Source organism: Flagellatimonas centrodinii (assembly GCF_016918765.2).
In the GTDB taxonomy this organism is placed as follows: domain Bacteria; phylum Pseudomonadota; class Gammaproteobacteria; order Nevskiales; family Nevskiaceae; genus Polycyclovorans; species Polycyclovorans centrodinii.
On sequence record NZ_CP092104.1, the window covers coordinates 3,313,936 to 3,336,487 of the forward strand.

At 66.0% G+C, this 22,552-nt stretch carries 22 protein-coding genes; 6 read left to right on the forward strand and 16 right to left on the reverse strand.

Going from position 1 to position 22,552, the window contains the following annotated elements:
- Window positions 1-12 precede the first annotated feature (12 nt).
- The 8 genes from lepB to rpoE form a co-directional block, all read right to left on the reverse strand.
- Window positions 13-801 (reverse strand): signal peptidase I, encoded by a 789-nt coding sequence (gene lepB / locus JN531_RS15920; RefSeq protein ID WP_366522385.1) that lies wholly within the window; start codon window positions 799-801, stop codon window positions 13-15.
- Entirely contained in the window at window positions 798-2,606 is a 1,809-nt protein-coding gene (lepA, locus tag JN531_RS15925) for a translation elongation factor 4 (RefSeq protein WP_228349838.1), read from the reverse strand. The genes lepB and lepA overlap by 4 nt, the downstream gene beginning before the upstream one ends.
- Window positions 2,607-2,775: 169 nt before the next feature.
- Entirely contained in the window at window positions 2,776-3,054 is a 279-nt protein-coding gene (locus tag JN531_RS15930; RefSeq protein ID WP_228349839.1) for a glutaredoxin family protein, read from the reverse strand.
- Entirely contained in the window at window positions 3,051-4,469 is a 1,419-nt protein-coding gene (locus JN531_RS15935) for a trypsin-like peptidase domain-containing protein (protein ID WP_228349840.1), read from the reverse strand. The genes JN531_RS15930 and JN531_RS15935 overlap by 4 nt, the downstream gene beginning before the upstream one ends.
- A gap of 64 nt (window positions 4,470-4,533) precedes the next feature.
- Window positions 4,534-5,004: a SoxR reducing system RseC family protein gene (locus JN531_RS15940; protein ID WP_228349841.1), complete on the reverse strand. Its 471-nt coding sequence runs from the start codon at window positions 5,002-5,004 to the stop codon at window positions 4,534-4,536.
- Window positions 5,001-6,032, reverse strand: coding sequence for a MucB/RseB C-terminal domain-containing protein (locus tag JN531_RS15945; protein ID WP_228349842.1), 1,032 nt, complete (start codon window positions 6,030-6,032; stop codon window positions 5,001-5,003). The genes JN531_RS15940 and JN531_RS15945 overlap by 4 nt, the downstream gene beginning before the upstream one ends.
- On the reverse strand, window positions 6,032-6,658 hold the full coding sequence (locus JN531_RS15950; RefSeq protein ID WP_228349843.1) for a sigma-E factor negative regulatory protein: 627 nt from the start codon (window positions 6,656-6,658) through the stop codon (window positions 6,032-6,034). Before JN531_RS15950 ends, JN531_RS15945 begins: the two co-directional genes overlap by 1 nt.
- Window positions 6,659-6,738: 80 nt before the next feature.
- Window positions 6,739-7,320, reverse strand: a complete 582-nt coding sequence (gene rpoE / locus JN531_RS15955; protein ID WP_228349844.1) for an RNA polymerase sigma factor RpoE — start codon at window positions 7,318-7,320, stop codon at window positions 6,739-6,741.
- A 251-nt stretch (window positions 7,321-7,571) separates the two neighbouring features.
- Here rpoE and nadB point away from each other — a divergent pair, with 251 nt between their 5' ends.
- A complete protein-coding gene (gene nadB / locus JN531_RS15960; protein WP_228349845.1) occupies window positions 7,572-9,173 on the forward strand; it encodes an L-aspartate oxidase in 1,602 nt (533 codons plus the stop codon).
- On the opposite strand, the gene JN531_RS15965 is transcribed toward nadB, so the two are convergent.
- From JN531_RS15965 to JN531_RS17460, 7 genes are all read right to left on the reverse strand, one after another.
- The gene (locus JN531_RS15965; RefSeq protein WP_228349846.1) at window positions 9,170-9,607 is read right to left on the reverse strand and encodes a protein YgfX; all 438 of its coding nucleotides are present in this window, start codon (window positions 9,605-9,607) and stop codon (window positions 9,170-9,172) included. The two genes, nadB and JN531_RS15965, sit on opposite strands and share 4 nt — an antisense overlap.
- Window positions 9,576-9,809, reverse strand: coding sequence for an FAD assembly factor SdhE (locus tag JN531_RS15970; protein WP_228349847.1), 234 nt, complete (start codon window positions 9,807-9,809; stop codon window positions 9,576-9,578). Before JN531_RS15970 ends, JN531_RS15965 begins: the two co-directional genes overlap by 32 nt.
- A 64-nt stretch (window positions 9,810-9,873) precedes the next feature.
- On the reverse strand, window positions 9,874-10,659 hold the full coding sequence (locus JN531_RS15975; protein ID WP_228349848.1) for a succinate dehydrogenase iron-sulfur subunit: 786 nt from the start codon (window positions 10,657-10,659) through the stop codon (window positions 9,874-9,876).
- Between the two features lie 103 nt (window positions 10,660-10,762).
- Window positions 10,763-12,556 (reverse strand): succinate dehydrogenase flavoprotein subunit, encoded by a 1,794-nt coding sequence (gene sdhA / locus JN531_RS15980; RefSeq protein WP_228349849.1) that lies wholly within the window; start codon window positions 12,554-12,556, stop codon window positions 10,763-10,765.
- Between the two features lie 60 nt (window positions 12,557-12,616).
- A complete protein-coding gene (gene sdhD, locus JN531_RS15985) occupies window positions 12,617-12,988 on the reverse strand; it encodes a succinate dehydrogenase, hydrophobic membrane anchor protein (protein ID WP_228349850.1) in 372 nt (123 codons plus the stop codon).
- A gap of 9 nt (window positions 12,989-12,997) precedes the next feature.
- Entirely contained in the window at window positions 12,998-13,402 is a 405-nt protein-coding gene (sdhC, locus tag JN531_RS15990; RefSeq protein WP_228349851.1) for a succinate dehydrogenase, cytochrome b556 subunit, read from the reverse strand.
- A gap of 60 nt (window positions 13,403-13,462) precedes the next feature.
- A complete protein-coding gene (locus JN531_RS17460; protein WP_366522386.1) occupies window positions 13,463-13,669 on the reverse strand; it encodes a DUF1674 domain-containing protein in 207 nt (68 codons plus the stop codon).
- A 38-nt stretch (window positions 13,670-13,707) separates the two neighbouring features.
- Between JN531_RS17460 and ygfZ the strand changes: the two genes are divergently transcribed.
- Entirely contained in the window at window positions 13,708-14,619 is a 912-nt protein-coding gene (gene ygfZ, locus JN531_RS15995) for a CAF17-like 4Fe-4S cluster assembly/insertion protein YgfZ (protein ID WP_228349852.1), read from the forward strand.
- A 27-nt stretch (window positions 14,620-14,646) separates the two neighbouring features.
- Window positions 14,647-16,086, forward strand: a complete 1,440-nt coding sequence (locus JN531_RS16000; RefSeq protein WP_228349853.1) for a trypsin-like serine peptidase — start codon at window positions 14,647-14,649, stop codon at window positions 16,084-16,086.
- Here the strand turns inward: JN531_RS16000 and JN531_RS16005 are convergent.
- Entirely contained in the window at window positions 15,971-17,464 is a 1,494-nt protein-coding gene (locus JN531_RS16005; protein ID WP_239795316.1) for a peptide MFS transporter, read from the reverse strand. The two genes, JN531_RS16000 and JN531_RS16005, sit on opposite strands and share 116 nt — an antisense overlap.
- Window positions 17,465-17,640: 176 nt before the next feature.
- Between JN531_RS16005 and JN531_RS16010 the strand changes: the two genes are divergently transcribed.
- From JN531_RS16010 to prmA, 3 genes are read left to right on the forward strand one after another with little or no spacing between them, the layout of a single operon-like run.
- Window positions 17,641-19,968 carry an efflux RND transporter permease subunit gene (locus JN531_RS16010; protein WP_228349855.1) on the forward strand — a complete coding sequence of 776 codons (2,328 nt, stop codon included), beginning with the start codon at window positions 17,641-17,643 and terminating at the stop codon, window positions 19,966-19,968.
- 30 nt (window positions 19,969-19,998) lie between these two features.
- On the forward strand, window positions 19,999-21,645 hold the full coding sequence (locus JN531_RS16015; protein ID WP_228349856.1) for an isovaleryl-CoA dehydrogenase: 1,647 nt from the start codon (window positions 19,999-20,001) through the stop codon (window positions 21,643-21,645).
- Between the two features lie 30 nt (window positions 21,646-21,675).
- Window positions 21,676-22,542, forward strand: a complete 867-nt coding sequence (prmA, locus tag JN531_RS16020; RefSeq protein WP_228349857.1) for a 50S ribosomal protein L11 methyltransferase — start codon at window positions 21,676-21,678, stop codon at window positions 22,540-22,542.
- Window positions 22,543-22,552 lie beyond the last annotated feature (10 nt).

Consider the following 22,552-nt stretch of genomic DNA (forward strand, 5'->3'; position numbering starts at 1 on the left):
ACTCCTAGGGACCTAGCGAACCTTCATACCGATACGTGAGACGTCGACACGATAGCGCTCACTGTCCCAACTCATCCAGATCAGGAAGGCCTTGCCCACCAGGTTCTGGGCCGGCACCGTGCCCCAGCGCCTGGAGTCGTCGCTGCCGTCGCGGTTGTCGCCCATGGCGAAGTATTCGCCCTCGGGCACGACGAAGTCGAAATCGTCGGCGGGACGTTCAGGGTTGACGATGATCTGGTGGCCGTCTTCACCCAGCGCCTCTTCAAGCCTATGGACCGAACCGTAAGGCCCGGAAAACACGCCAGCCGGCGTGAGCGCGACCGGATCACCGTTGAGAAAAAGCTGCTTGTCGATGTAGGTGATCCGGTCGCCGGGAAGACCGACGATGCGCTTGATGAAATCCTTGGAAGGATCCACCGGCCAGCGAAACACCACCACGTCACCGCGCTCAGGCCAGCCACCGACCGGCACCAGACGACGGTGGAACACCGGGTCCCGCAGACCATAAGAGAATTTGTTTACAAGAATGAAGTCACCGACGCTGAGGGTCGGGATCATCGAGCCGGAGGGAATGCGGAACGGCTCCGCGACAAACGCCCGCAACACCAGCACCACCACGATCACCGGAAAAAATGAGCGGCAGAACTCGACCGCGCCGTTGGCCCGAGCTTCCTCCCCGCCGTGGGCACGCCGGGGCGCCAGCCACACGCGGTCGGCCAGCCACACCAGACCGGTAATCCCCGCCGCCAGCGTCAGGATGACCATGAAGTCCCAGTGGAACATCGGATGGGCCGCGTTCATTTGCGGCGGTCCACGCCAAGCACCGCCAGGAAGGCCTCCTGCGGGATTTCCACGCTACCGATCTGCTTCATCCGCTTTTTCCCCTCTTTCTGTTTCTCCAGCAGCTTGCGCTTGCGGGAGACATCCCCTCCATAGCACTTGGCAATCACGTCCTTGCGCAGTGCCTTTACCGTGGTCCGGGCGATGATCTTGGAACCGATCGCCGCCTGAATGGCGATGTCGAACATCTGCCGGTGAATCACCTCCTGCATGCGCTCACAGAGATCGCGACCACGCGGGTAGGCACTATCACGATGCACGATGCTGGCCAGCGCATCCACCTTGTCGCCGTTGACCAGCACGTCAAGCTTTACCAGGTCGGCACTCTGGAACCGCACGAATTCGTACTCGAAGCTGGCAAAGCCCCGCGACACGCTCTTGAGGCGGTCGAAGAAATCCACCACCACTTCCGCCATCGGCATCTCCACCTCGAGCTGCACCTGCGAACCAAGATAGCGAAGATTCTTCTGCACCCCCCGCTTCTCCATGCACAGCTGCATCACCGGGCCGACATGGGTTTGCGGCATCAGCACACGAGCATTGATGATGGGTTCCAGCAGGTCCTGATACTCACCCGGCGGCGGCAGCTCGGCCGGGTTCTCGATCTTGTAGGTCTCGCCGTCGTTGCCCATCACCTCGTACACCACCGAAGGGGCCGTGGTAATGAGGTTGAGGTTGTACTCACGCTCCAACCGCTCCTGCACGATCTCCAGATGCAGCATGCCGAGAAAGCCGATCCGGAACCCGAACCCCAGCGCGCTGGAGTTTTCCGGTTCGAACTGCAGGGCGGAATCGTTGAGCTGCAACTTCTGCAACGATTCACGAAAATCTTCAAAGTCATCGGCATCGATCGGGAACATGCCGGCGAATACTCGCGGCTGTACCTTGCGAAACCCGGGCAGCGCCGCGGCGCAGGGTCGCGCTGCATCGGTAATGGTATCCCCCACCGGCGCGCCGAAGATATTCTTGATGCCGGCGATCAGGAAGCCCACCTCGCCGGTCCGGATGCGGTCCTTGAACACCCGCTTGGGGGTGTGGACGCCGAGCATGGTCACTTCGTGGTCCTTGCCGGTCGACCACACGCGGATCTTCTGCCCCTTGCGCACTTCACCGCTGATGATGCGCACCAGCGACACCACGCCCAGATAGGGATCGAACCAGGAATCGGCAATCAGCGCCTGCAGCGGGGCATCGGGATCGCCCTGCGGCGGCGGCAACTTCTCGATCACCGCTTCGAGTACAGCCGCGACGTTGAGGCCGGTCTTGGCGGAGATGCGCAGGGCATTCTTCGCTTCGATGCCGATAACCTGCTCGATCTCGTCGGCCACCCGCTCCGGCTCGGCATTGTGGAGGTCGACCTTGTTGAGCACCGGCAGCACTTCCAGGTTCTGTTCCAACGCGGTGTAGCAGTTGGCAACCGACTGGGCCTCCACCCCTTGCGAGGCATCGACCACCAGCAAGGCACCCTCACAGGCTTCCAGCGATCGGGAGACCTCGTAGGAGAAATCGACATGCCCAGGGGTATCGATCAGGTTGAGCTGATAGGTCTCGCCATCCGCAGCGGTGTAGTCCAGCGATACCGCCTGCGCCTTGATGGTGATACCGCGTTCACGCTCGATCGGATTGCTGTCGAGCATCTGCTCCTGCAGCTCGCGCTCTTCCACCCCCTTGCAGAGCTGAATGAAGCGATCGGCCAGCGTTGATTTGCCGTGATCGATATGGGCAATGATGCAGAAGTTGCGGATATTTGGGAGGGACTGCTTCATGAATCCGAGAGGTCCGGCGCGACGCTGTGAGAACGGCCGCCTTGCGGACGGCGACGGGAACGACAGGTGGACGCCTTGGGTGGCGGGTGGTGGTGCAACACCGGCCCGGCGCCGGGCCGAAGCCCGCAACGCCCGCTGCCGCCGACTTCGACGCCGCCGGCCTCAGGCCCTAGTCGTCGCTGTCGGCCGGAGAACCGGCGCCGCGCAGTATAGCGGAGCCCCCGCGCGACCAGAGCGCGGACAGGCTTTCGGCGTCGATTCGACCACTCAGCAGCAGCAGCCCCTGGGGGTCGAGCAGCACCGGGATACGGTCGCCGTAGCGGCGCTTCCAATCGGGATCGCTGTCGACATCGACCAGCTCCACCTCGACTCGGCCGTCGAACCGGATGGCCAGCGCGGCATCCTCGCAGAGCTCACAGCCGGGGCGGGTAAGCAGGCGGTAACTCACCGGCGACCCTGCCGTTCGGCAAGCGGAATATCGAGCGCCAGGAACAATGGCGCACCTCGCCGCTGGACCAGTACCGGCACCGTCGCGCCGGGGGTAAGGCGGGCAACCACTTCGTCGAAGCGGTCCGGCGAGTCGACAGTCTGCCCGTTCAACTGCAACAGTACATCGCCGGGCCGCAAGCCGGCCCGCAACGCCGGGCCATCCAGCACTTCGGTCAGCCGAACCCCGCCTGACAGGACCTGGGCGTCACGCCGCTCCTCCGGGCTCAGGGCGCGGATCACCAATCCCAGCGCCCCACCCACCTCGGCCTGCAGCGGCGGGGGCGATGGCGACACGGTGGGCCGGAGGGGCGCCAAATCACTATCGGGTCGGGCGGCGGCCGAGCCATCCAGCGTGCCGACTTCCAGCCGGATCTCCACCCTGCGGCGATCCCGCACCAGGTCCAGTGTCACCATGTCACCCGGGTCGACGCTGCCGACCAACGGCGGCAGTTCGCGGGAGCTCGGCAGCGCCTGACCGTTGAATCGCAGGATCACGTCTCCCGCGCGAAGCCCGGCCTGTTCCGCCGGTGAATCCGGCAGTACATCGGTGACCCAGGCGCCCTCGGCCTTGTCGAGCGACAGCTCGCGTGCCTGACTGCGGCTGACGGCCTGAACCACCAGGCCCAACCAGCCGCGGGTGACGGTGCCCCGGTCGCGCAATTGCCGCGCCACCTTGTCCGCCACGTCCACCGGAATCGCAAACGCCACGCCTGTGCTGCCACCGGTCTGGCTGAAGATCTGCGAATTGACCCCCACCACTTCGCCACGCAGGTTGAACAGCGGCCCGCCGGAGTTGCCGGGGTTGATGGCCGCATCGGTCTGGAGGAACGGCACGTATTGCTCGCTGTCGAGCGCGCGGCCCTTGGCCGAAATGATGCCCGCGGTGACCGAGTAGTCGAAACCGAACGGCGAGCCAATGGCCAATACCTGCTGTCCGGGCCGAACCAGGCGGGCATCGGCCAGACGCGCCGCCGGCAAGCCGGTGGCATCAATGCGCAACAGCGCCAGGTCGCTCGGTTCATCGTGACCGACGAGCGTGGCCTCGAACTGACGCCGGTCGAGCAGGCGGACAAAGATTTCACGGGCGTCGCGGATCACGTGGTAGTTGGTCAGCACATAGCCATCCGCCGACCACACAAATCCTGACCCCAGCGATTGCGGCGCACTCAGGTCCGATTCCTCGTCCACCGCCGGATGTCCGACGGGCAGCCCCAGGGGATCGCTGACCGTACTGATATTGACCACCGAGGGCGAAACCTGCTCCACCAGGTCGGCGACGGCGTCGTCACCACCACCTGCACGGTCGCAAGCGCTGACCAGCACCAGCCCGCACAGCAGGAGCACGGCTGCCGGGCCGCGCGACGTCAAAGGCATCCCCATCCCCCCGAGGCGACCAGCGGCCGCAGAAACCGCATTATCGAAAGCGGTCACGATTGCATCAACCCCGGACGGCACATCCCTCCGGCGCCGCGTCGCGCCTTAGCAGCACCGGCTGGAATCCCGGGCGTCGCTTCACCCGCTGACTGAACCCGCGGGTCACGGCAAAACCCGCGACCAAGCCCAGCAGGCCGAATCCGGCCACCAGGAGGTCATGGGCCTGCAATGCCAGATGAGCAAAGGTGCCGCTGGCCAGCAGACCGGCCACCGGCACCGCATAGACTGCGAGCGCGGCCTGCATCAGCGCGCTTTCGTCGATCCCGATGATCACCGTATCGCCCGCCACCGGCATCGGCACCGCGCGACCGGGATGCACCTCGATATCGGGGCGCCTTGAACTGACCAGGCGGTTGATCATGCCACCGCCACAGCCACGACCTTCACGGCAGCGGGCACAGCTTTCGTTGCCGAAGGGACGAACCCAGACCTGCCGACCGTCGACGCGGCTGACCACCGCGCGCTCTTCGATCACGGCGGTGTATCCGCCACCGCGTGATCGGTTTCAGGCAGCACGCCGTCAGCAATCAGCTTGATGGTCTGCCGGGGGACTTCACCGACCACGGTGACCTGCATCGACCCCACCAGACGTCGATAGGCGTTAACCGCGCCCATGGCATTGAGCGGGCGTGGCGCCGCCATCAGGCGCCCCTGCCCCTGGCGGCCGAAAACCGACACCGCAGAGAGTCCGTCGGACAGGACCCAGTGCTGGATGTTGCCGCCACCCCCTGGCAAGGTCCGTTGGACATGCATCACCACTTCGAAACCCTGCGGCAGATGCTGAAAGGCCCAGGGAGCCCGCGACGCGTCGGTGGCCGCAACGGTGCCGCCTGCGACCTGTCCTACCAGCGCCTGGGGTGATGGCGCCGCTTCCTGGACGACCGCCTGATAGTCGGCCAGTCGCTCCGGGCTGATCTCGAACGCGGCATCCGGAATCTCGACCGGGAACTGCACCTCGGTGAACATCATCTGTTCAAGCGCTTCCCCTCGGTGGTCGCGCAGGGTGACCTTGATCGGCACCCGGGTCTCGGCGTCGGCCCAGATCTCGTAGCCATAGCGAAACTGGTCACGCGGGACGATGGCGATGCCCTGACAGTCACGACCGGCAATGCGCTGACGTCCCAGATCTTCCAGCTGGTACACCTGTGCAATACGCGCTACCTGGGCAGCGGACAGCACCGGAAACAGGCCTTGCGGCGTCGGCTGCGGCGCCGTCGACAGCTTGCGATTCTTCGGCAGCAGACAGGTGACGGTGTCACCCTGTTTGAGAATTTCGCGCGGGGCGCCCGTCAGGCTCTGCACCCGTTCCCGTTCCTGTCCCTCGTGAAAGCGGTGGGTGACGCGAAACGTCTCCAGCGTGTTGTCGCCGCGGTAGATCATTACCCCGGCATAGTTGCTGGTGCGAGCGGCATGGCTCATGTCGACCAGCCAGGTCTCGGGGTCCGCAGCCTGGGCGCCGACACTGAGTCCGGCCCCCACTGCCGCGATCCACAAGCGCGACATCAGCGTGCGTCCTCCGCCGTGGAGACAGCCACCGGGCGGACGCCGTCGGTGGTGTGGGCGGCGAACCGCGCGTAGCGCAAGGTGCCCCCGACGCCCTGGCTCGCCAGCGCGTTGTTGTGTTCCAGCAAATAATTGTTGAGCAGCCAGGTCTCGTCAGCGTCCAGCGGCTGGGCGAGGCCGTCGTTGGATACCAACCGCAGGTCGCGCGGGGCGGCCACCGGGGCTGCCGCATCGGGATCGGTAACGCTATCGGCGACGGCCGGATCGGCCAGCGGTGCGGTGTTGAGGCTCAGGGTCACCGCCACCATCGCCACACTGGCCGCCACCGCGAGGCCGGCGAGCGGCTGCCAAATCGGCCGGCGCCGGCGTGCCGCCAGTGACGCCACCTGCGGATGCGCCAACGCCAGCGGCAACGGCTCGGCACGAACCGCCTGCATCAGGTCGGATACCCAGGTGTCACGGCTTGCGGGGATGCGGGTGCCGTCGCCGGCATCGCGCGCGGCACACAGCCGCGACCAGGTCTGCAGCAAGGCAGGGTCGGCATCGGTCTCGGCAAGCAGCCGATCCAGGTCATGGGGAGCGAGCTCCCCGTCCATCAGTGCCGAAAGGCTTTCATGCGTGTTCATGGCATCACACCGTCAATGCAGACTGGTACCGCACGGCGCCCGGAAAGTTCCGGACACCCCTGAAAAACCGGACGATTGCGTCAATCATTGCTCATCAACGGGCGAATGACCGCATCAATCGCTTCCCGTGCACGGAAGATACGCGAACGGACCGTCCCGATGGGGCAATCCATGGCTTCCGCAATCTCCTCGTACGACAGGCCCTCCAACTCGCGCAGCGTGATCGCCTTTCGCAGGTCGGGCGGCAGGCCACTGATCACCTCGCCCACCTTGGTCTTGATCTCCTCCGACAGCAGAATCGCTTCGGGCGTGTTGGTGTCGCTTAGATGCTCGGTATGCCCGTAAAGTTCAGCGTCGGCAACATCGATGTTGCTCTGGCCGCTGGGCCTGCGCGACTGCGCCACCAGATGATTCTTGGCGGTATTGATGCCGATACGGTAGAGCCAGGTGTAGAAGGCGCTGTTGCCCTGGAAGCCGCCAATGGCCCGGTACGCCTTGATGAAGGTTTCCTGCGCCACATCGGGCGCGTCGGCATCGCCCACCAGTCGGCTGACCAGCTGGATGATCTTGTTCTGGTACTTGCGGACCAGCAGCTCGAATGCCCGGACGTCGCCGCCCTGGACCCGTGCTACCAGCTGTTCGTCCACGTTCGTGTCGCTCATGCGTCCCGCATTCTGCAGCAGCACCGCCAAGCCGAACGGCGACCCGCTACACTCACTACCCTTGAAGATCACGTGTGTGTTGCGTTCGTAAGAAGCACACGCGGCGCCGACGTCCCCCATGTGACGGACGGCGACCGAGTGGCCCGTCCGGGCGTTGGAGAACACCCGGAGCGCGCAACGCGCAGTCCGATCGACCGCCCCGAAGGGTCGTTGGCGGATTCGATCCCGACATTCTACAAATAAGGCGCGCCATGGGTGAGACCGATGTGCTGATTCTGGGCAGTGGCGCTGCGGGCCTGACCTGCGCCCTGCGCCTGGCCAAGGCCGGCGTGGCCGTCACGGTAGTCTCCAAGGGCCGTCTGGCCGGCGGCAGCACGCTGTGGGCCCAGGGCGGAATCTCCGCGGTCTTCGATGCCGACGATTCGACCGACCGCCATGTTGAAGACACCCTGGTGGCCGGTGCCGGCCTCTGCGACGAGGCGGCGGTGCGCTTCACGGTCGAGCGCGGGCCAGCCTGCATCCGCTGGCTGCAGGATCAGGGCGTGGCCTTCACCCTGGACGACGAACACCCCGGCGGCGGCCTGCACCTGACCCGCGAGGGCGGGCACTCTCACCGGCGGGTGGTCCACGCCGCCGACGCCACCGGCCGTGCGGTCGAGACCACCCTGTCGTCCCTGGCCGCCGCCCACCCCAACATCCAGGTGCTCGAACATCACCTGGCGGTCGACCTGATTGTCGGGCCCGAGGGGCGGGCCCAGGGCGCCTACCTGCTCAACATCCTCAACCATGAGGTGAAGGCCCACGCCGCCCGCGCCGTGGTGCTGGCCACCGGGGGCGCCAACCAGGTCTATCTCTATTCCAGCAACCCGCACGGCGCCTCCGGCGACGGCATTGCCATGGCCTGGCGCGCCGGCTGCCGCGTGGCCAACATGGAATTCATGCAGTTCCATCCGACCACGCTGTTTCACGCCGACAACCGCAATTTCCTGATCAGCGAGGCATTGCGCGGTGAGGGCGCACAGCTGCGGCTGCCGGATGCCGCCAATCAGGCCGGCGAACGCTTCATGCCGCGCTTTGACCCCCGCGGCGAGCTGGCACCGCGCGACGTGGTCGCCCGCGCCATCGACCACGAGATGAAGCGGCTGGGCCTGCGTTACGTGTTTCTCGACATCACCCATCAGCCGGCCGACTTCATCCGCCAGCACTTCCCCAGCATTTACCAGCGCTGCCTCAAACTGGGGATCGACATCACCACCCAGCCGATCCCGGTGGTGCCGTCGGCACATTTCACCTGCGGCGGGGTGCTGACCGACCTGCGTGCGCGCACCGACGTCGACGGCCTCTATGCCGTTGGCGAGGTGGCCTGCACCGGTCTCCACGGCGCCAACCGGCTGGCGTCCAACTCGCTGCTCGAATGCCTGGTGTTCGGCAAGGCGGCCGCCGATGACCTGCTGCCGCGCCTGGCGGGCTGGTCGGCTCCCGGGCCCCTGCCCGTCTGGGACGAGAGCCAGGTCACGGATTCCGACGAGGACGTGGTGGTGAGCCACAACTGGTTGGAGCTGCGCACCTTCATGTGGGACTACGTCGGCATCGTCCGCACCACCAAACGCCTGGAGCGGGCGCAGCATCGGATCGAGCTGCTGTCACGCGAGATCACCGAGTACTACAGCCACCACACCGTCAGCCCCGATTTGCTGGAACTGCGCAATCTGGTGACGGTCGCCGACCTCATTGTCCGTTCGGCCCTGCAGCGTCACGAAAGCCGCGGTCTGCATCACACACTGGATTATCCGGGGAGCCTCAGCAACGCGCGCCCCTCGGTGTTGCCCGGGCGCAGCCGCGACGGCGGCTAGCCCAGCATCGACAGCCGGGCCCGCAGCCGCCGCATGCCGTCGGCGCCGACCTCGTCACCCAGCAACAGCCGGCTGTAGCGTTTGCCATCGTCGACGCGCTGCCAGCGCAGCAGCAGCCACTGACCGTGGACGATGCTGTGATCAAGCAAGGTCACCGCCTGCGCGCTGCCGCCGACCCAGATGCGCCATTCGCCCTCGCTGTCCCAGACCACCCGACTGACCGCGCGACGACCCATACCGAGCGCCGGATGCTGCCGCAGCGCCACCCACGACAGCGCGATCAACCCGGCGACCGCCACCATCGGCCAGCCGGTCGGCAGGCAGAACGGCAGCATCGCCGCTGGCAGGGCATGAACCCAGAGGGCCAGCTGCAGCGCCCGCCGCGAGGGCCGCAGCCGCAGATCAACGGTGGATGCGAAGTTCCCGGATGACATCCTGGTAAACCTCCGGTACGTCGGCATAGCCCATGGCCCATGCCCAGATATCAGGGTCCTCTGCCTGATCCAGCAGCTGCTCGAAGGCTGCCCGCTCGGCCTCCGGTGCCGCCGGATAACGCTCGGCATGGTAGCGGCTCACCATCACGTCGAGCTCCTTCATGCCGCGTCGCAGCAACCATTTCAGACGTGCCTGATCCATCCACCCTCCAAACGCAGCGGGGCGGCCCCAAAGGCCGCCCCGATCAACAACCGGGCCACCGTGCTCAGACGGTGCGTTCCACCATCATCTTCTTGACCTCGGCAATCGCCTTGGCCGGGTTCAGACCCTTTGGACAGGTCTTGGTGCAATTCATGATGGTGTGACAACGATACAGTTTGAAGGGGTCTTCCAATGCATCCAGGCGTTCGCCGGTGGCTTCGTCGCGCGAATCCACCAGCCAGCGGTAGGCCTGCATCAGGATCGCCGGTCCCAGGTAGCGATCGCCATTCCACCAGTAACTCGGGCAACTGGTGGAGCAGCAGGCGCAGAGGATGCATTCGTAGAGGCCATCGAGCTTGGCCCGCTCTTCTTCGCTCTGCAGCCGCTCACGGGTGGGCGACGCCGAATCGGTTTTCAGCCACGGCTCGATCGAGGCGAGCTGGGCGTAGAAGTGGGTCATGTCCGGCACCAGATCCTTGACCACCGGCATGTGCGGCAGCGGGTAGATGCTGACGTCCCCTTTGACTTCGTCGCAGGGCTTGATGCAGGCCAGGGTATTGCCGCCGTCGATGTTCATCGCGCAGGAACCGCAAATGCCCTCGCGGCAGGACCGGCGGAAGGTCAGGCTGGCATCGGTCTCGTTTTTGATCTTGATCAGGGCGTCGAGCACCATCGGCCCGCAGCTGTCCATGTCGACGTCATAGGTGTCGACCCGCGGATTGGCGCCGGTGTCCGGGTCATAGCGGTAGATCTTGAAGGCGCGGACGTTCTTGGCGCCGGCCGGGGCCGGATAGTGCTTGCCGGCGGACTTGTCGATCTTCGAGTTCTGGGGAAGCGAAAACTGGGCCATGGTTGCTTACTCCGTAAGCGGGAATCGTGAATGGGGAATCGGAAATCGTGAGGCGCGGGGGCTGCTGTCGATTCCCCATTCTCGATTCCCGATTCCCGGCTGTTCAATACTTGCGTGCGACAGGCGGAATGTGGTCGACGTCGGCATCCATCGGCTGCAGATGCACCGGACGGAAATCGAGCTTCACCTCGGTGTCGGCGACACGCCAGGCGACGGTGTGCTTCATCCAGTTCTGGTCGTCCCGGTCCTTGATGTCGTCACGGGCGTGGGCACCGCGGGATTCCTTGCGGTTCTCGGCGCCGACCACGGTGACCAGCGCCTGCCCGAGCAGGTTGTCCAGCTCGAGGGTTTCGATCAGGTCGGAATTCCAGATCAGCGACCGGTCGCTCACCTTGAGGTCGGTGTTGAAGCCCCCGATCAGGGCCTTCAGCTTGTCGATGCCCTCCTGCATCAGCGGTCCGTCACGGAACACCGCGCAGTGCTTCTGCATCGCCTTCTGCATGTCCAGCCGCAGCGATGCGGTGGTGGTCCCGCCGGAGGAATTGCGCAGCTTGTCGAGGCGGGCCAGCGAGGCATCTTCAGAACGTCCGGACAGCTTCTTGTGCGGCTGTCCGGCCTTGACGATCTGCGCGGTACGGATGGCCGCGGCGCGACCGAACACCACCAGGTCCAGCAGCGAGTTCGAACCCAGACGGTTGGCACCATGCACGGACACGCAGGCCGCCTCGCCCACCGCCATCAGGCCCGGGACCACGCTGTCGGGGTCGCCGTCCTTGAGGGTCACCACCTCGCCGGTGTAGAGGGCTGGAATGCCCCCCATGTTGTAGTGCACCGTCGGTACCACCGGGATCGGCGCCTTGGTGGCATCGACACCGGCAAAGATTCGGGCCGATTCGGTAATGCCCGGGAGCCGCTTGTGCAACACCTCCGGCCCCAGGTGCTCCAGATGAAGGTGAATGTGGTCGGCTTCCTCCCCGACCCCCCGACCTTCGCGAATCTCGGTGGCCATCGACCGGCTCACCATGTCCCGCGGCGCCAGGTCCTTCACGCTCGGCGCGTAGCGTTCCATGAAACGCTCGCCCTTGGCGTTGGTGAGATAGCCACCCTCACCCCGCGCACCTTCAGTGATCAGACAGCCTGCGCCGTAGATGCCGGTGGGGTGAAACTGGACGAACTCCATGTCCTGCAGCGGCAAGCCGGCGCGCTGCACCATGGCGTTGCCGTCACCCGTGCAGGTGTGGGCGGAGGTTGCCGAGAAATAGGCCCGACCATAGCCGCCGGTGGCGAGAATCGTCATGTGGCTGCGGAAGCGGTGAATCTTGCCGGTCGCCATCTCCAGCGCCAGCACCCCACAACACTGCCCGTCGTCGTCCATCAGCAGGTCGAGCGCGAAGAACTCGATATAGAACTGCGCTTTGCACTTGAGGCTCTGTTGATAGAGCGTGTGCAGCATCGCGTGACCGGTACGATCCGCCGCAGCGCAGGTGCGCTGGGCCGGCGGGCCCTTGCCGAACTCGGTGGTCATGCCCCCGAACGGACGCTGGTAAATGGTGCCATCCGGCGTCCGCGAAAACGGCACGCCATAGTGCTCCAGCTCGATCACGGCGGGAATCGCCTCGCGCGTCATGTACTGGATAGCGTCCTGGTCGCCGAGCCAGTCCGAGCCTTTCACCGTGTCATAAAAGTGCCAGCGCCAGTCGTCGCGACCCATGTTGGCCAGCGCCGCCGAAATGCCGCCCTGGGCCGCCACGGTGTGCGACCGGGTCGGGAACACCTTGGTGATGTTGGCAGTCTTCAGACCGGACTCGGCAAGCCCGAGCGTGGCACGCAGACCGGATCCACCGGCGCCCACCACCACCGCGTCATATTCGTGATGAACAATCTCGTATGCAGACATCGACTCAAACACTCCGTTGAACGGGGTCGGACGCGGGGCGCGCCCGGCGGGGTGACGACCTCAGGCCAGCGCGACCTTGAGTACCGCAAAGATACTGGCGGCGGCGACAATCACGTGCAGGAACTTGGACAGCATCAGGGCGACGATGCGCCCACGATGGATGTAATCCTCGATCACCACCTGGATGCCCAACGCCGAGTGGTACAGGGTGACGGCGAGGAACAGGATCAGGGTGACCGCCACGCTCGGGTCCGACACCCAGTGCCGGACCACGGCGAAATCATTGCCGGCGAACCGCGCCACCGAGAACACGAACCACAGTGCCAAAGGCACCAGGGCAACCGCGCTGACGCGCTGCACCCAGAAGTGATGAACGCCTTCCTTGGCCGAGCCAAGGCCACGGGCGCGAGACAACGGAGAACGCAGACTCATGTCGACCTCCTAGGCCAGCAGGGCCAGCGCCCACACGGCGCCGGTCAGCAACAACGACACCACCACGCTGATGTAGCCGGAGGCATAAGCCGACGACAACTCAAGCGCATACCCGGCATCCCACACCAGATGACGGATCCCGTTGCACAGGTGATACATCAGCGCCCAGGTCCAGCCGAACAGCAGAAACTGTCCATACCAGGCGTTCATGTGCGCGGCGAACGCGGTGTAGGCCTCCGGCCCGCTGGCCAGGGCAATCAGCCAGCCAGCCACCAACAAGGTGCCGAGGCTGAGACCGATACCGGTAATGCGATGGATAAAGGACAACACCGAGGTCAGCTGAAAGCGGTAGTACTGCCCCAGCATGAAAGGGGACAGTGGCCGCGCAGGCACTTGCGGTTTGGAGGCGCTCATTCCGGCTCCCGGAGGGACGTGAAAGGGGGGCGGCTGGCGCTTCAGGCCGGCCGCGGAGGTTCAAAAGTCAATGCACCGGCCGTTCTTTTCCCAATCGCCATAGCGGGTCGGGTCCAAGCCGTTCTGACGCCCCCCGATCTCACGTACGGCAGGCGCTTCGCGCCTCGGCAGTGCAGACAGGGGCAAGGCCTCGGGCACCGATGGCCGAGACTCGGCGTTGTCGGGCGCGGGGGATGAAATGTCAGAATCGGTGCTCACAGCCTGCATAGTGTGACAAATCTCCTGAAGTCCTGGCAATCAAACGTATGAAAGACCTCTACCTCGGCGCCCTTCCCGACCTCGCCCTGACCCGCGTGCGCGGCGCCGACGCGCGCACCCTGCTGCAGGGACAGCTGTGTGGCGACGTGCAAACCGTCGACGCCGAGCACAGCCTGTTCACCGCACTCAACAGTCCGCGGGGCCGCATGCTCGCCACACTGCATGTGTTGCCGGCCGACGACGGTTTTTGGCTTGAGGTCAACGCCGACATGATGGCCGCAACCGTCCAGCGGCTGCGGATGTTCGTCTTGCGCTCGGACGTCCAGTTCGAACCCGTGGCGCCGGCCACCGGCCTCCGTGGCCTGATGGGCGAGGCGGCGCCCGACTGGCTCACCCAGCGCAACTGGCCGGTACCTGCCGCCGCCTTCATGGTGACCCATGGCGACGGCATCACCATCGCCCGACGTCCCGGTCGGGTGCCACGCTTCACCCTGGTGGGCGACGCCGAGACCCTCGACAGCCTGCCCGCGATCGCCGCCGATCAGCTGACGGACGCCTGGCATGCAGCGGACATCGAGGCGGGCGTGCCCACCGTCTACCCGGCGACCCGCGACGAGTTCATTCCGCAAATGGCCGGCCTCGACCGATTTGGCGGCATCAGCTTCACCAAGGGCTGCTACACCGGCCAGGAGGTGATCGCCCGCCTCCATTACCTCGGCCAGGCCAAGCGATCGCTCTACCGGGCGCGCACCACCGGCACCGCCGCAGCCGGCGACCGGGTCCTTCGCACCGAAGGTGACAGCGCCGTCGGCGAGGTGGTCGATGCCCGCCACGATGGTGATGCCTGGCAGGTCCTGACCGTAATCCAGGATGCGGCGGCAGGCGACAGCCTGCACCTCAACAACGCGTCACTTTTTGATCTCCAGCCGGTTTCCGGGCAGTCTGCAGGCTCCGATTGAGCGCGGCACCGCCGTAAGGAATCCGTCATGAACCCGTTGCGTGCCGCCCTACTGCTGGCCTGCCTCTTCGCCACCCTTCCGGCGGCCGCCAGTCAGGACACCCGTCAGCTCGACGCGATCCCGATGGTGGCCACCGATGCCGCATCGGTAAGCGCGGCGGTCGCGATTGCCCGTGACATTCCACGTCGATTCGCGGTGCCCCAGCCCCTGACCCTGGACGTCGCCGATGGCGCCTGGACCACCGACGGCGACCACGCGGTGTGGCAACTGCGACTGTTCTCCGCCGACGCCCGGCAGCTCGCGGTGGCGGTCAGCGACATCCGGTTGCCCGACGGCGGCCGCCTGAGCTGGCAACCAATCGACGGCGGCACCCCCGGGCATGACTTCCCCGACCACGCTGACGGCCTGTGGTGGTCACCCTTCGTGCCGGGCGCCTGGGGGCTGTTGACGGCAACCCTGCCGGTCGCCGGGCGTGACACCTTCGCACTCACCGTGACTACGGTCTTCCACGCCTTTGTCGGCGAGGGTGCGTCGATGGCCAAGGCCGCCGGCAGCTGCAACGTCGACGTCGCATGCCCGCAGGCCAATGCCTGGCGCTTGCAACAGGCCGCCACGGTTCGGCTCACCATCGCCAACACCGCCCTGTGCAGCGGCACCCTGGTCAGCAACACCGCCAACAACGGACGCCCGCTGATCCTCACCGCCAATCACTGCGGGATTACGGCCGGCAACGCGCGATCGACCACCGCATTGTTCAACTTTGAGCGCGACACCTGTGGCAGTGGCGTCGGCCGGCTGTCGGACACGGTCGAAGGCGCCGACCTGGTCGGCACCGCCGTTGAAGCCGACACCGCACTGATCGTGCTGCGGTCACGGCCACCGGCGGCCTTTGGCGCCCGCTACAGCGGCTGGAACGCCCGCCCGACATCCCAGGGGGCCCCGCAGAGTGGTGCCGCCCTTCACCACCCCGACGGCGACGTCAAGAAGATCAGCCTCTATGGCACCCCGGCACGGGCGGTCGACAATGTCCAGATCGGCGGGCTCCTCGGCGGCTTCCAAAGCGATGCCTGGGGGGTCCGCTGGACCCAGGGCACCACCGAGCAGGGCTCCTCCGGCGGCGGGCTGTTCGACCAGAGCGGACTGCTGGTCGGCGTTCTCTCGGGCGGCACCGCCAGTTGCAGCAATCTGGATGGCGAAGACTACTTCGGTCGTCTGGAGCGCGCCTTCAGCACCAGCAGCGCCATCGCCAACGCACTCGACCCGGTCGGCAATGGCACTGCCCGCCTGTCGTCCACCAGCAACGACGGCGGCCTGCCCGCCCTCAGCGATGGCGGTGGGGGCGGCGGCGGGCTCAGCCTGCTGGCAGGACTGGCGGCCGGTCTGTGGTGGCGCCGGCGGCGCGCAGTCGCTGCAACAACGGCAACGTCAGCAACAGCAAGAGTGCCGCGCCGAGCCCGATCCACATGAAGGTCGTGAAAACGCTGCCGTAGTGGGCCAGTAGCGCGGCCGGCGTCAATGTCGCGTCGCGCTCCAGCGCCGCCAGGGTACCGAGCCGGCCGGCCAGCATTTCGCCGAATGCCGAGGCGAGAAACCACACGCCCATCATCAAGCCGGCCACCCGCGCCACCGACAACCGGGTCACGGCGGATAGTCCGATGGGTGACAGCATCAACTCCCCCACTTCCATGACCAGATACGCCAGCACCAATCCCCAGAGCGGCGCCAACCCATTGGCCTGCGGGTGCGTCGAGGCCCAGGCCAGCACCCCCATCGACAGCCCGGCGCAGGCCAGCGCCAGCACGAATTTGAGGGCATCCGACGGGTTCCGCCGGCGGCGGTCGAGCCACGGCCACAGCCAGGCAAACAGCGGCGCCAACAGGAAGATGAAGACGGCCCCCAGCGCCCCCAACTGACTGGCATTCCATTCAATACCGAGGGCATGCCGGTTCATTGCACGGTCGGCAAAGGCATTCCAACTGCCATAGCTTTGCTCGTACAGCCCCCAGTAGACGGTGCTGACCGCGATCAACACCATCAGCAGGACCATCCGCCCACGCTCAGCCGGTGTGCATTCGCGCAGCACGAAACGGCCCCACCAGGCCAGCAGCACGCCGGCTGCCACCAGCGCCACCGCCTCGGTGGCGCTCAGGGTCAGCGTGTCCAGCAGGGTCAGATGCAGCTGCAACAGGGGCCAGATCAACGCCACCACCAGCAGCGTCAACCCGGCCACCACCGCCGCCGGCGGTGCCCGGCGTCCGGACGGCATCCCACCCCGCCCGGCAAAGTGCCGCCGCCCGCGGAGGAAGGTGAGCAGCCCCAGTGCCATGCCGAGGCCGGCGAGCCCAAAGCCATAGCGCCAGCCCCAGGTCTCGCCCAGATAGCCGCATAGCAGCGCGGCGCTGAAAGCGCCGAGATTGATCCCCATGTAAAACCAGGTGAAGCCGGCATCGCGGCGCGGATCATCCTCGCGGTAGAGCTGCCCCACCAGTGTCGAGATGGCGGGCTTGAGCAGGCCGACGCCCGTGATGATCAGCGCCAGTGCCAGATAGAACACCTGCAAGGCCGCCGTATCCTGCACCCGCAGGCCGTTGACCTCGGTCGCCGGCGTGCCCTCCCAGGCCATCGCGAGGTGGCCGGCGCACAGCAGCACCGCGCCCAGCACCACCGCCCGCCGCAAACCCAGCCAGCGATCGGCTGCCAACCCGCCAAGCACTGGCATGGCATAGGCCAGGCCGCCATAGGTCCCCAGCAACAGAAACGCCTCACGGTCACTGAACTGGTGATGCTTGGTGACATAGAAGAACAGCAGCGCCTTCATCCCGTAGAACGAAAAACGCTCCCACATCTCCGTGAGGAAACAAACATACAGACCGCGGGGGTGGCCCCAGAGCGTAGGCGCGGTGTCACGGTGCATGGTCGGCGCAGGTTCGATTCAGCGCCGAGTATAGGCGTCGACCCAAGGCTGGCGTTTCAACATACCCTGGGGTATGTTACCGCCGTCAACGCTAGAGAGAAATCCGCATGGAAGCACGCATCGCACAGTGGCTGGTCCGACATCGCTGGATCGCATTTACCACCGGAGTCGTCCTGCTCGCCGCGCTGACGCTGGGTGCCCGCAGCCTGTGGTTCGAATCGAGTTACAAGGTCTTCTTCGACGCTGGCGACCCACAGCTGATGGCGCACGAAGCGATGGAAGCGGCCTATACCAAGGCTGACAACGTCGCCTTTGTGGTGGGCGCCCCCGACGGCGAAACCGTGTTCACCCCGCGCACCCTCGGTGCCCTGCATGCGCTCACCGCCGAAGGCTGGACACTGCCGCGCGCCATTCGCGTGGACTCGGTCACCAACTTCCAGCACACCCGGGCCGACGGTGACGAACTGATCGTCAACGATCTGGTGCCGGATCCGGCGGCGGTCACGCCCGAGCGTGCCCGCGAGCTGCAGGCCATCGCATTGGATGAACCGGCGGTGGTCGGGCTGATACTGGCCGACGATGCGCGGGTCGCCAGCGTCAACGTGCGGATGGAACTGCCGCTGGACAGCCGCGAGGTGACGCCCGCCACCACCGAAATCATGACGGCGGCGCGGGCAATGAAAGCCCGCTACCAGGCCGCCTACCCCGAGCTCACCTTCCACCTGATGGGTCAGGTGGTGGTCAACCACGCGTTCAATGAGAGCGCCGAATCCGATGCCGGCACTCTGGTACCCATGATGTTTCTTGCGGTCATCGTGCTGCTCGGCGCCTTTCTCCGGTCGGCTGCAGCAACCGCGGTGACCACACTAGTGGTGATCTCCGGCATCTTCATCACCGTCGGCGTTGCCGGCTGGCTGGGCTACCAGCTCAACCAGGTCAACATTTCCGGTCCGATCATCATCCTCACCCTCGGTGTCTCCGACTGCGTGCACGTGCTGGTGCACTACCTGCGTGACCTGCGCCAGGGGATGAGCCGCGACGAGGCGATGCAACACGCGCTACGCATCAACCTGATGCCGGTGTTCCTGACCACGGTGACGACCGCCATCGGCTTCTTCTCGCTCAATGCCAGCGACTCGCCGCTGTTCCGCGAGCTCGGCACCATGGTCGGGCTTGGCGTGATCGGGGTGATGGCAATGACGCTGACCCTGCTGCCGGCGCTGATGATGGCCCTGCCGATGCGGATCCGGGTCCAGGCCGGCGACGACAGCCGCCGCTTCTCCTTGCGTGGGCTCGCCGACCACATCCTCCGACACCAGTCCGCATACTTCTTCAGCGCCCTGGCGGCGGCCGCCAGTTTGCTGATGTTCGTGCCCCGCAACGATCTCAATGACGACACCGTCGAGTATTTCCACCAGGAGCTGCCGGTCCGTCAGGCCTTCGACTATGTGCAGCAGAACCTGACCGGCATCGACTCCATCGCCTACTCGCTGCCCGCAGGCGCACCGGGGGGGATCTACGACCCCGACTATCTGGCTGCCGTCGATCAGTTCGCCACCTGGCTGCGAGCACAACCTGAAATCACCCACGTCTCGACGTTCACCGATATCCTCAAGCGCCTGAGCCAGAACATGCATGGCGGCGACCCCGAGTGGTATCGCCTGCCGGATGCCCGCGATCTCGCCGCCCAGTACATCCTGCTGTACGAACTGTCGCTGCCGCAGGGCCTGGACCTTGCCAATCAGGTGACGTTCGATAAATCGGCCACCAAGGTGGTGGCACAGATCGCCAACGTGAAGGCCAAGGAGATCATCGCCATCGAAGACCGGGCGCAGGCCTGGATGGCTGCCAACACCCCCGCGCTGCAGACCCCCGGTGCCGGCCTGTCGCTGATGTTCTCCCACATCGGCCAGAACAACATCAAAAGCATGATTCGCGGCTCGCTGATCGCGCTGGTGCTGATCTCGATCACGTTGATGATGGCCCTGCGATCGATCAAGTTCGGCCTGCTGTCGCTGCTGCCCAACGCATTCCCGGCGATGATGGCCTTCGGCATCTGGGGCCTGACCGTCGGCAACGTTAACCTCGCGGTGGCCGCCGTGTTTTCGATCACGCTTGGCATCGTCGTCGACAACACCATCCATTTCTTCAGCAAATATCTGGTCGCCCGCCGCGAGCGTGGCGCCGAGCCTGCCGAGGCCATCCGCTATGCGTTCTCGACCGTCGGCTCCGCCCTGCTGGTCACCACCGCCTCGCTGGCCATCGGCTTCTTCATTCTGGCCCAGTCCCATTTCGACGTGAATGCCTCGATGGGCCTGATGACCGCGATGGTGATCGGTCTGGCGCTGGCATTCGACCTGTTATTCTTGCCGGGCCTGCTGCTGCGCTTTGACCGCGCCCCGCGCGTCTCCCAACCGGACACGGCGCCGCACTGAGCGCCATCCGCCGTATGCCAGGAGCTGCCCATGTCCCTTGCCGAACAGTTCGTCACCCATTCGGTCGACAATCAGCCGCGCCCCTTCATCGACGTCAACCTGTACGACACCGACCTCGCCCTGCGCGAAGCCGTGGCACGGGAAGGTGGCGACTGGGGTAGCCAGGCACTGCAGGATTACGGCGCAATCGCCGGCGGCGAATTGATGCGCCTCGGCTTCGAGGCCAACGAGCACAAGCCGCGCCTGAAACTGTTCGACCGCTACGGCCATCGGCTCGATGAAGTGGAATTCCATCCCGCCTATCACCGGGTGATGGCCCTGGCGATGGCCCATGGGGTGCACGCCTTTGCCTGGAACAATGCTCGCGACGGCAGTCATGTGGTGCGCGCCGGCCTTGCCTTGCTGCACAACCAGGCGGAACAGGGCAGCAGCTGCCCGCTGACCATGACCTACGCCGCGGTCCCCGCCCTGCGGCACCAGCCCGAGGTGGCAGCCGACTGGTTGCCGCGTATCACCGGCACCGTCTACGACCCGCGCGTCGCCCCGGCTGCCAGCAAGACCGCCTGCACCATCGGCATGGGCATGACCGAAAAGCAGGGCGGCTCCGATGTCCGCACCAATACCACCCGGGCGGTGGCACAGGCCGACGGGCACTATGCACTGATCGGTCACAAGTGGTTCTTCTCGGCGCCCATGTGCGATGCCTGGCTGGTGCTGGCCCAGGCGGAGGGCGGTATGACCTGCTTTCTGGCGCCCAAGGTGGCGCCGGACGGCAGCCTCAACGCCATCCGTATCCAGCGCCTCAAGGACAAGCTCGGCAACTGGAGCAACGCCTCGTCCGAGGTGGAGTTCGAGGGCGCCTGGGCCCAACGCATCGGTGACGAAGGCCGTGGCGTCGCCACCATCCTCGACATGGTGCGACTGACCCGGCTCGACTGCATGATCGGCTCGACCGGACTGATGCGCCAGGCCACCGCCCAGGCGATCCATCACTGTCGCGAGCGGCACGCGTTCGGCAAGGCGCTGGTTGACCAGCCACTGATGCGCAACGTGTTGGCTGACCTGGCACTGGAAAGCGAAGCCGCCACCGCGCTGACCCTGCGAGTGGCACGGGCGGTCGACGCCGCCAACCGCGACCCGGCAGAGGCCGCGCTCGCGCGCCTCGCCACGGCGGTCGGCAAATACTGGATCTGCAAACGTGCACCGGCGCTGGTCAACGAAGCCCAGGAGTGCCTTGGTGGCGCCGGCTATGTCGAGGAAAGCCTTCTGCCGCGTCTCTACCGCGAAGCCCCGCTGAACTCGATCTGGGAAGGCAGCGGCAACATCCAGTGCCTCGACGTGCTGCGGGCACTGTCACGTGACCCGGAAACCCGCGAGGTGCTCAGCGCCGAACTGCTGGCGGTGCGCGGCGAACACCCGATGCTTGACCAGGGCATTCAGGCACTGCACCGCGCGCTCGAAGACGTCACCACGCTGGAACTGCGGTCGCGCGCCATCGTCGAACAGATGGCCCTGACCCTGCAGGCCGCCATTCTGGTAAGGGCTGGAAACGATATCGTCAGCGACGCCTTCTGCCGGTCACGTCTCGGTGGCCAGCATGGTCTGGCCTTCGGCACCCTGGCGGCCGATACCCCCTTGCAGCCGCTGATCGACCGCGCCCTCCCACCCCTCGCCTGAGCCCTCCCCTTGGCCTTTCTGCAATTGCGCGTGAGCAGCGCGCACCCGGGTTTCGTTGACGAAGCCCTGATGACCGCCGGCGCCCTGTCGGTGAGCTTCATTGATGCCGAGGACGACCCGGTCCTCGAACCGCTACCCGGAGAAACCCCGCTCTGGCGCAACACCGTCGTGCTCGGCCTGTTCCCGGACGGCACCGATGTCAGCGCCGTGGTCAACCTGCTACGCGAACTGGTCCCCGACGGCCATGCGGTCACGGTGGCCTCCACGCTGGTCGAGGACCAAGACTGGGTACGGGCCTGGCTGGAGCACTGGCAACCGCTGCGCTTCGGCCGTCGGCTGTGGGTCACCCCGGCGGAGAAGCGTGGCGAGATCGACGCCAACGACGCCATCATCCTCACGCTCGACCCCGGCCTTGCCTTTGGCACCGGCACCCACCCGACCACCGACCTCTGCCTGCGCTGGCTCGACGGCCTGTCGCTGAAAGGCAAGACCGTGCTCGACTATGGCTGTGGTTCGGGCATTCTGGCGATTGCCGCCCTGCTGCTCGGGGCCGACCGTGCGGTGGCGGTGGATATCGACCCGCAGGCGCTGATCGCCACCCGCCAGAACGCCGAGACCAACGGCGTCGCCGACCGCGTCGAAACCTATCTGCCGGAAGCCTTCACGCCGTTCGCCGCCGATGTGGTGGTGGCCAACATCCTGTCCGGCCCGCTGGTGAGCCTGGCGCCCCTGCTGGACCGATGCCTGGCCGACCATGGCGTGCTGGCGCTCGCCGGCCTGCTTGATCGCCAGGCCGACGAGGTGCGTGCCGCCTACGCCGGGTTCCTCGACTTCGCGCCCGATGCCGGGCATGAAGGGTGGACGCGGATCAGTGGCCGGCGGGCCGGCACCCGGTAGGCGGACCGGG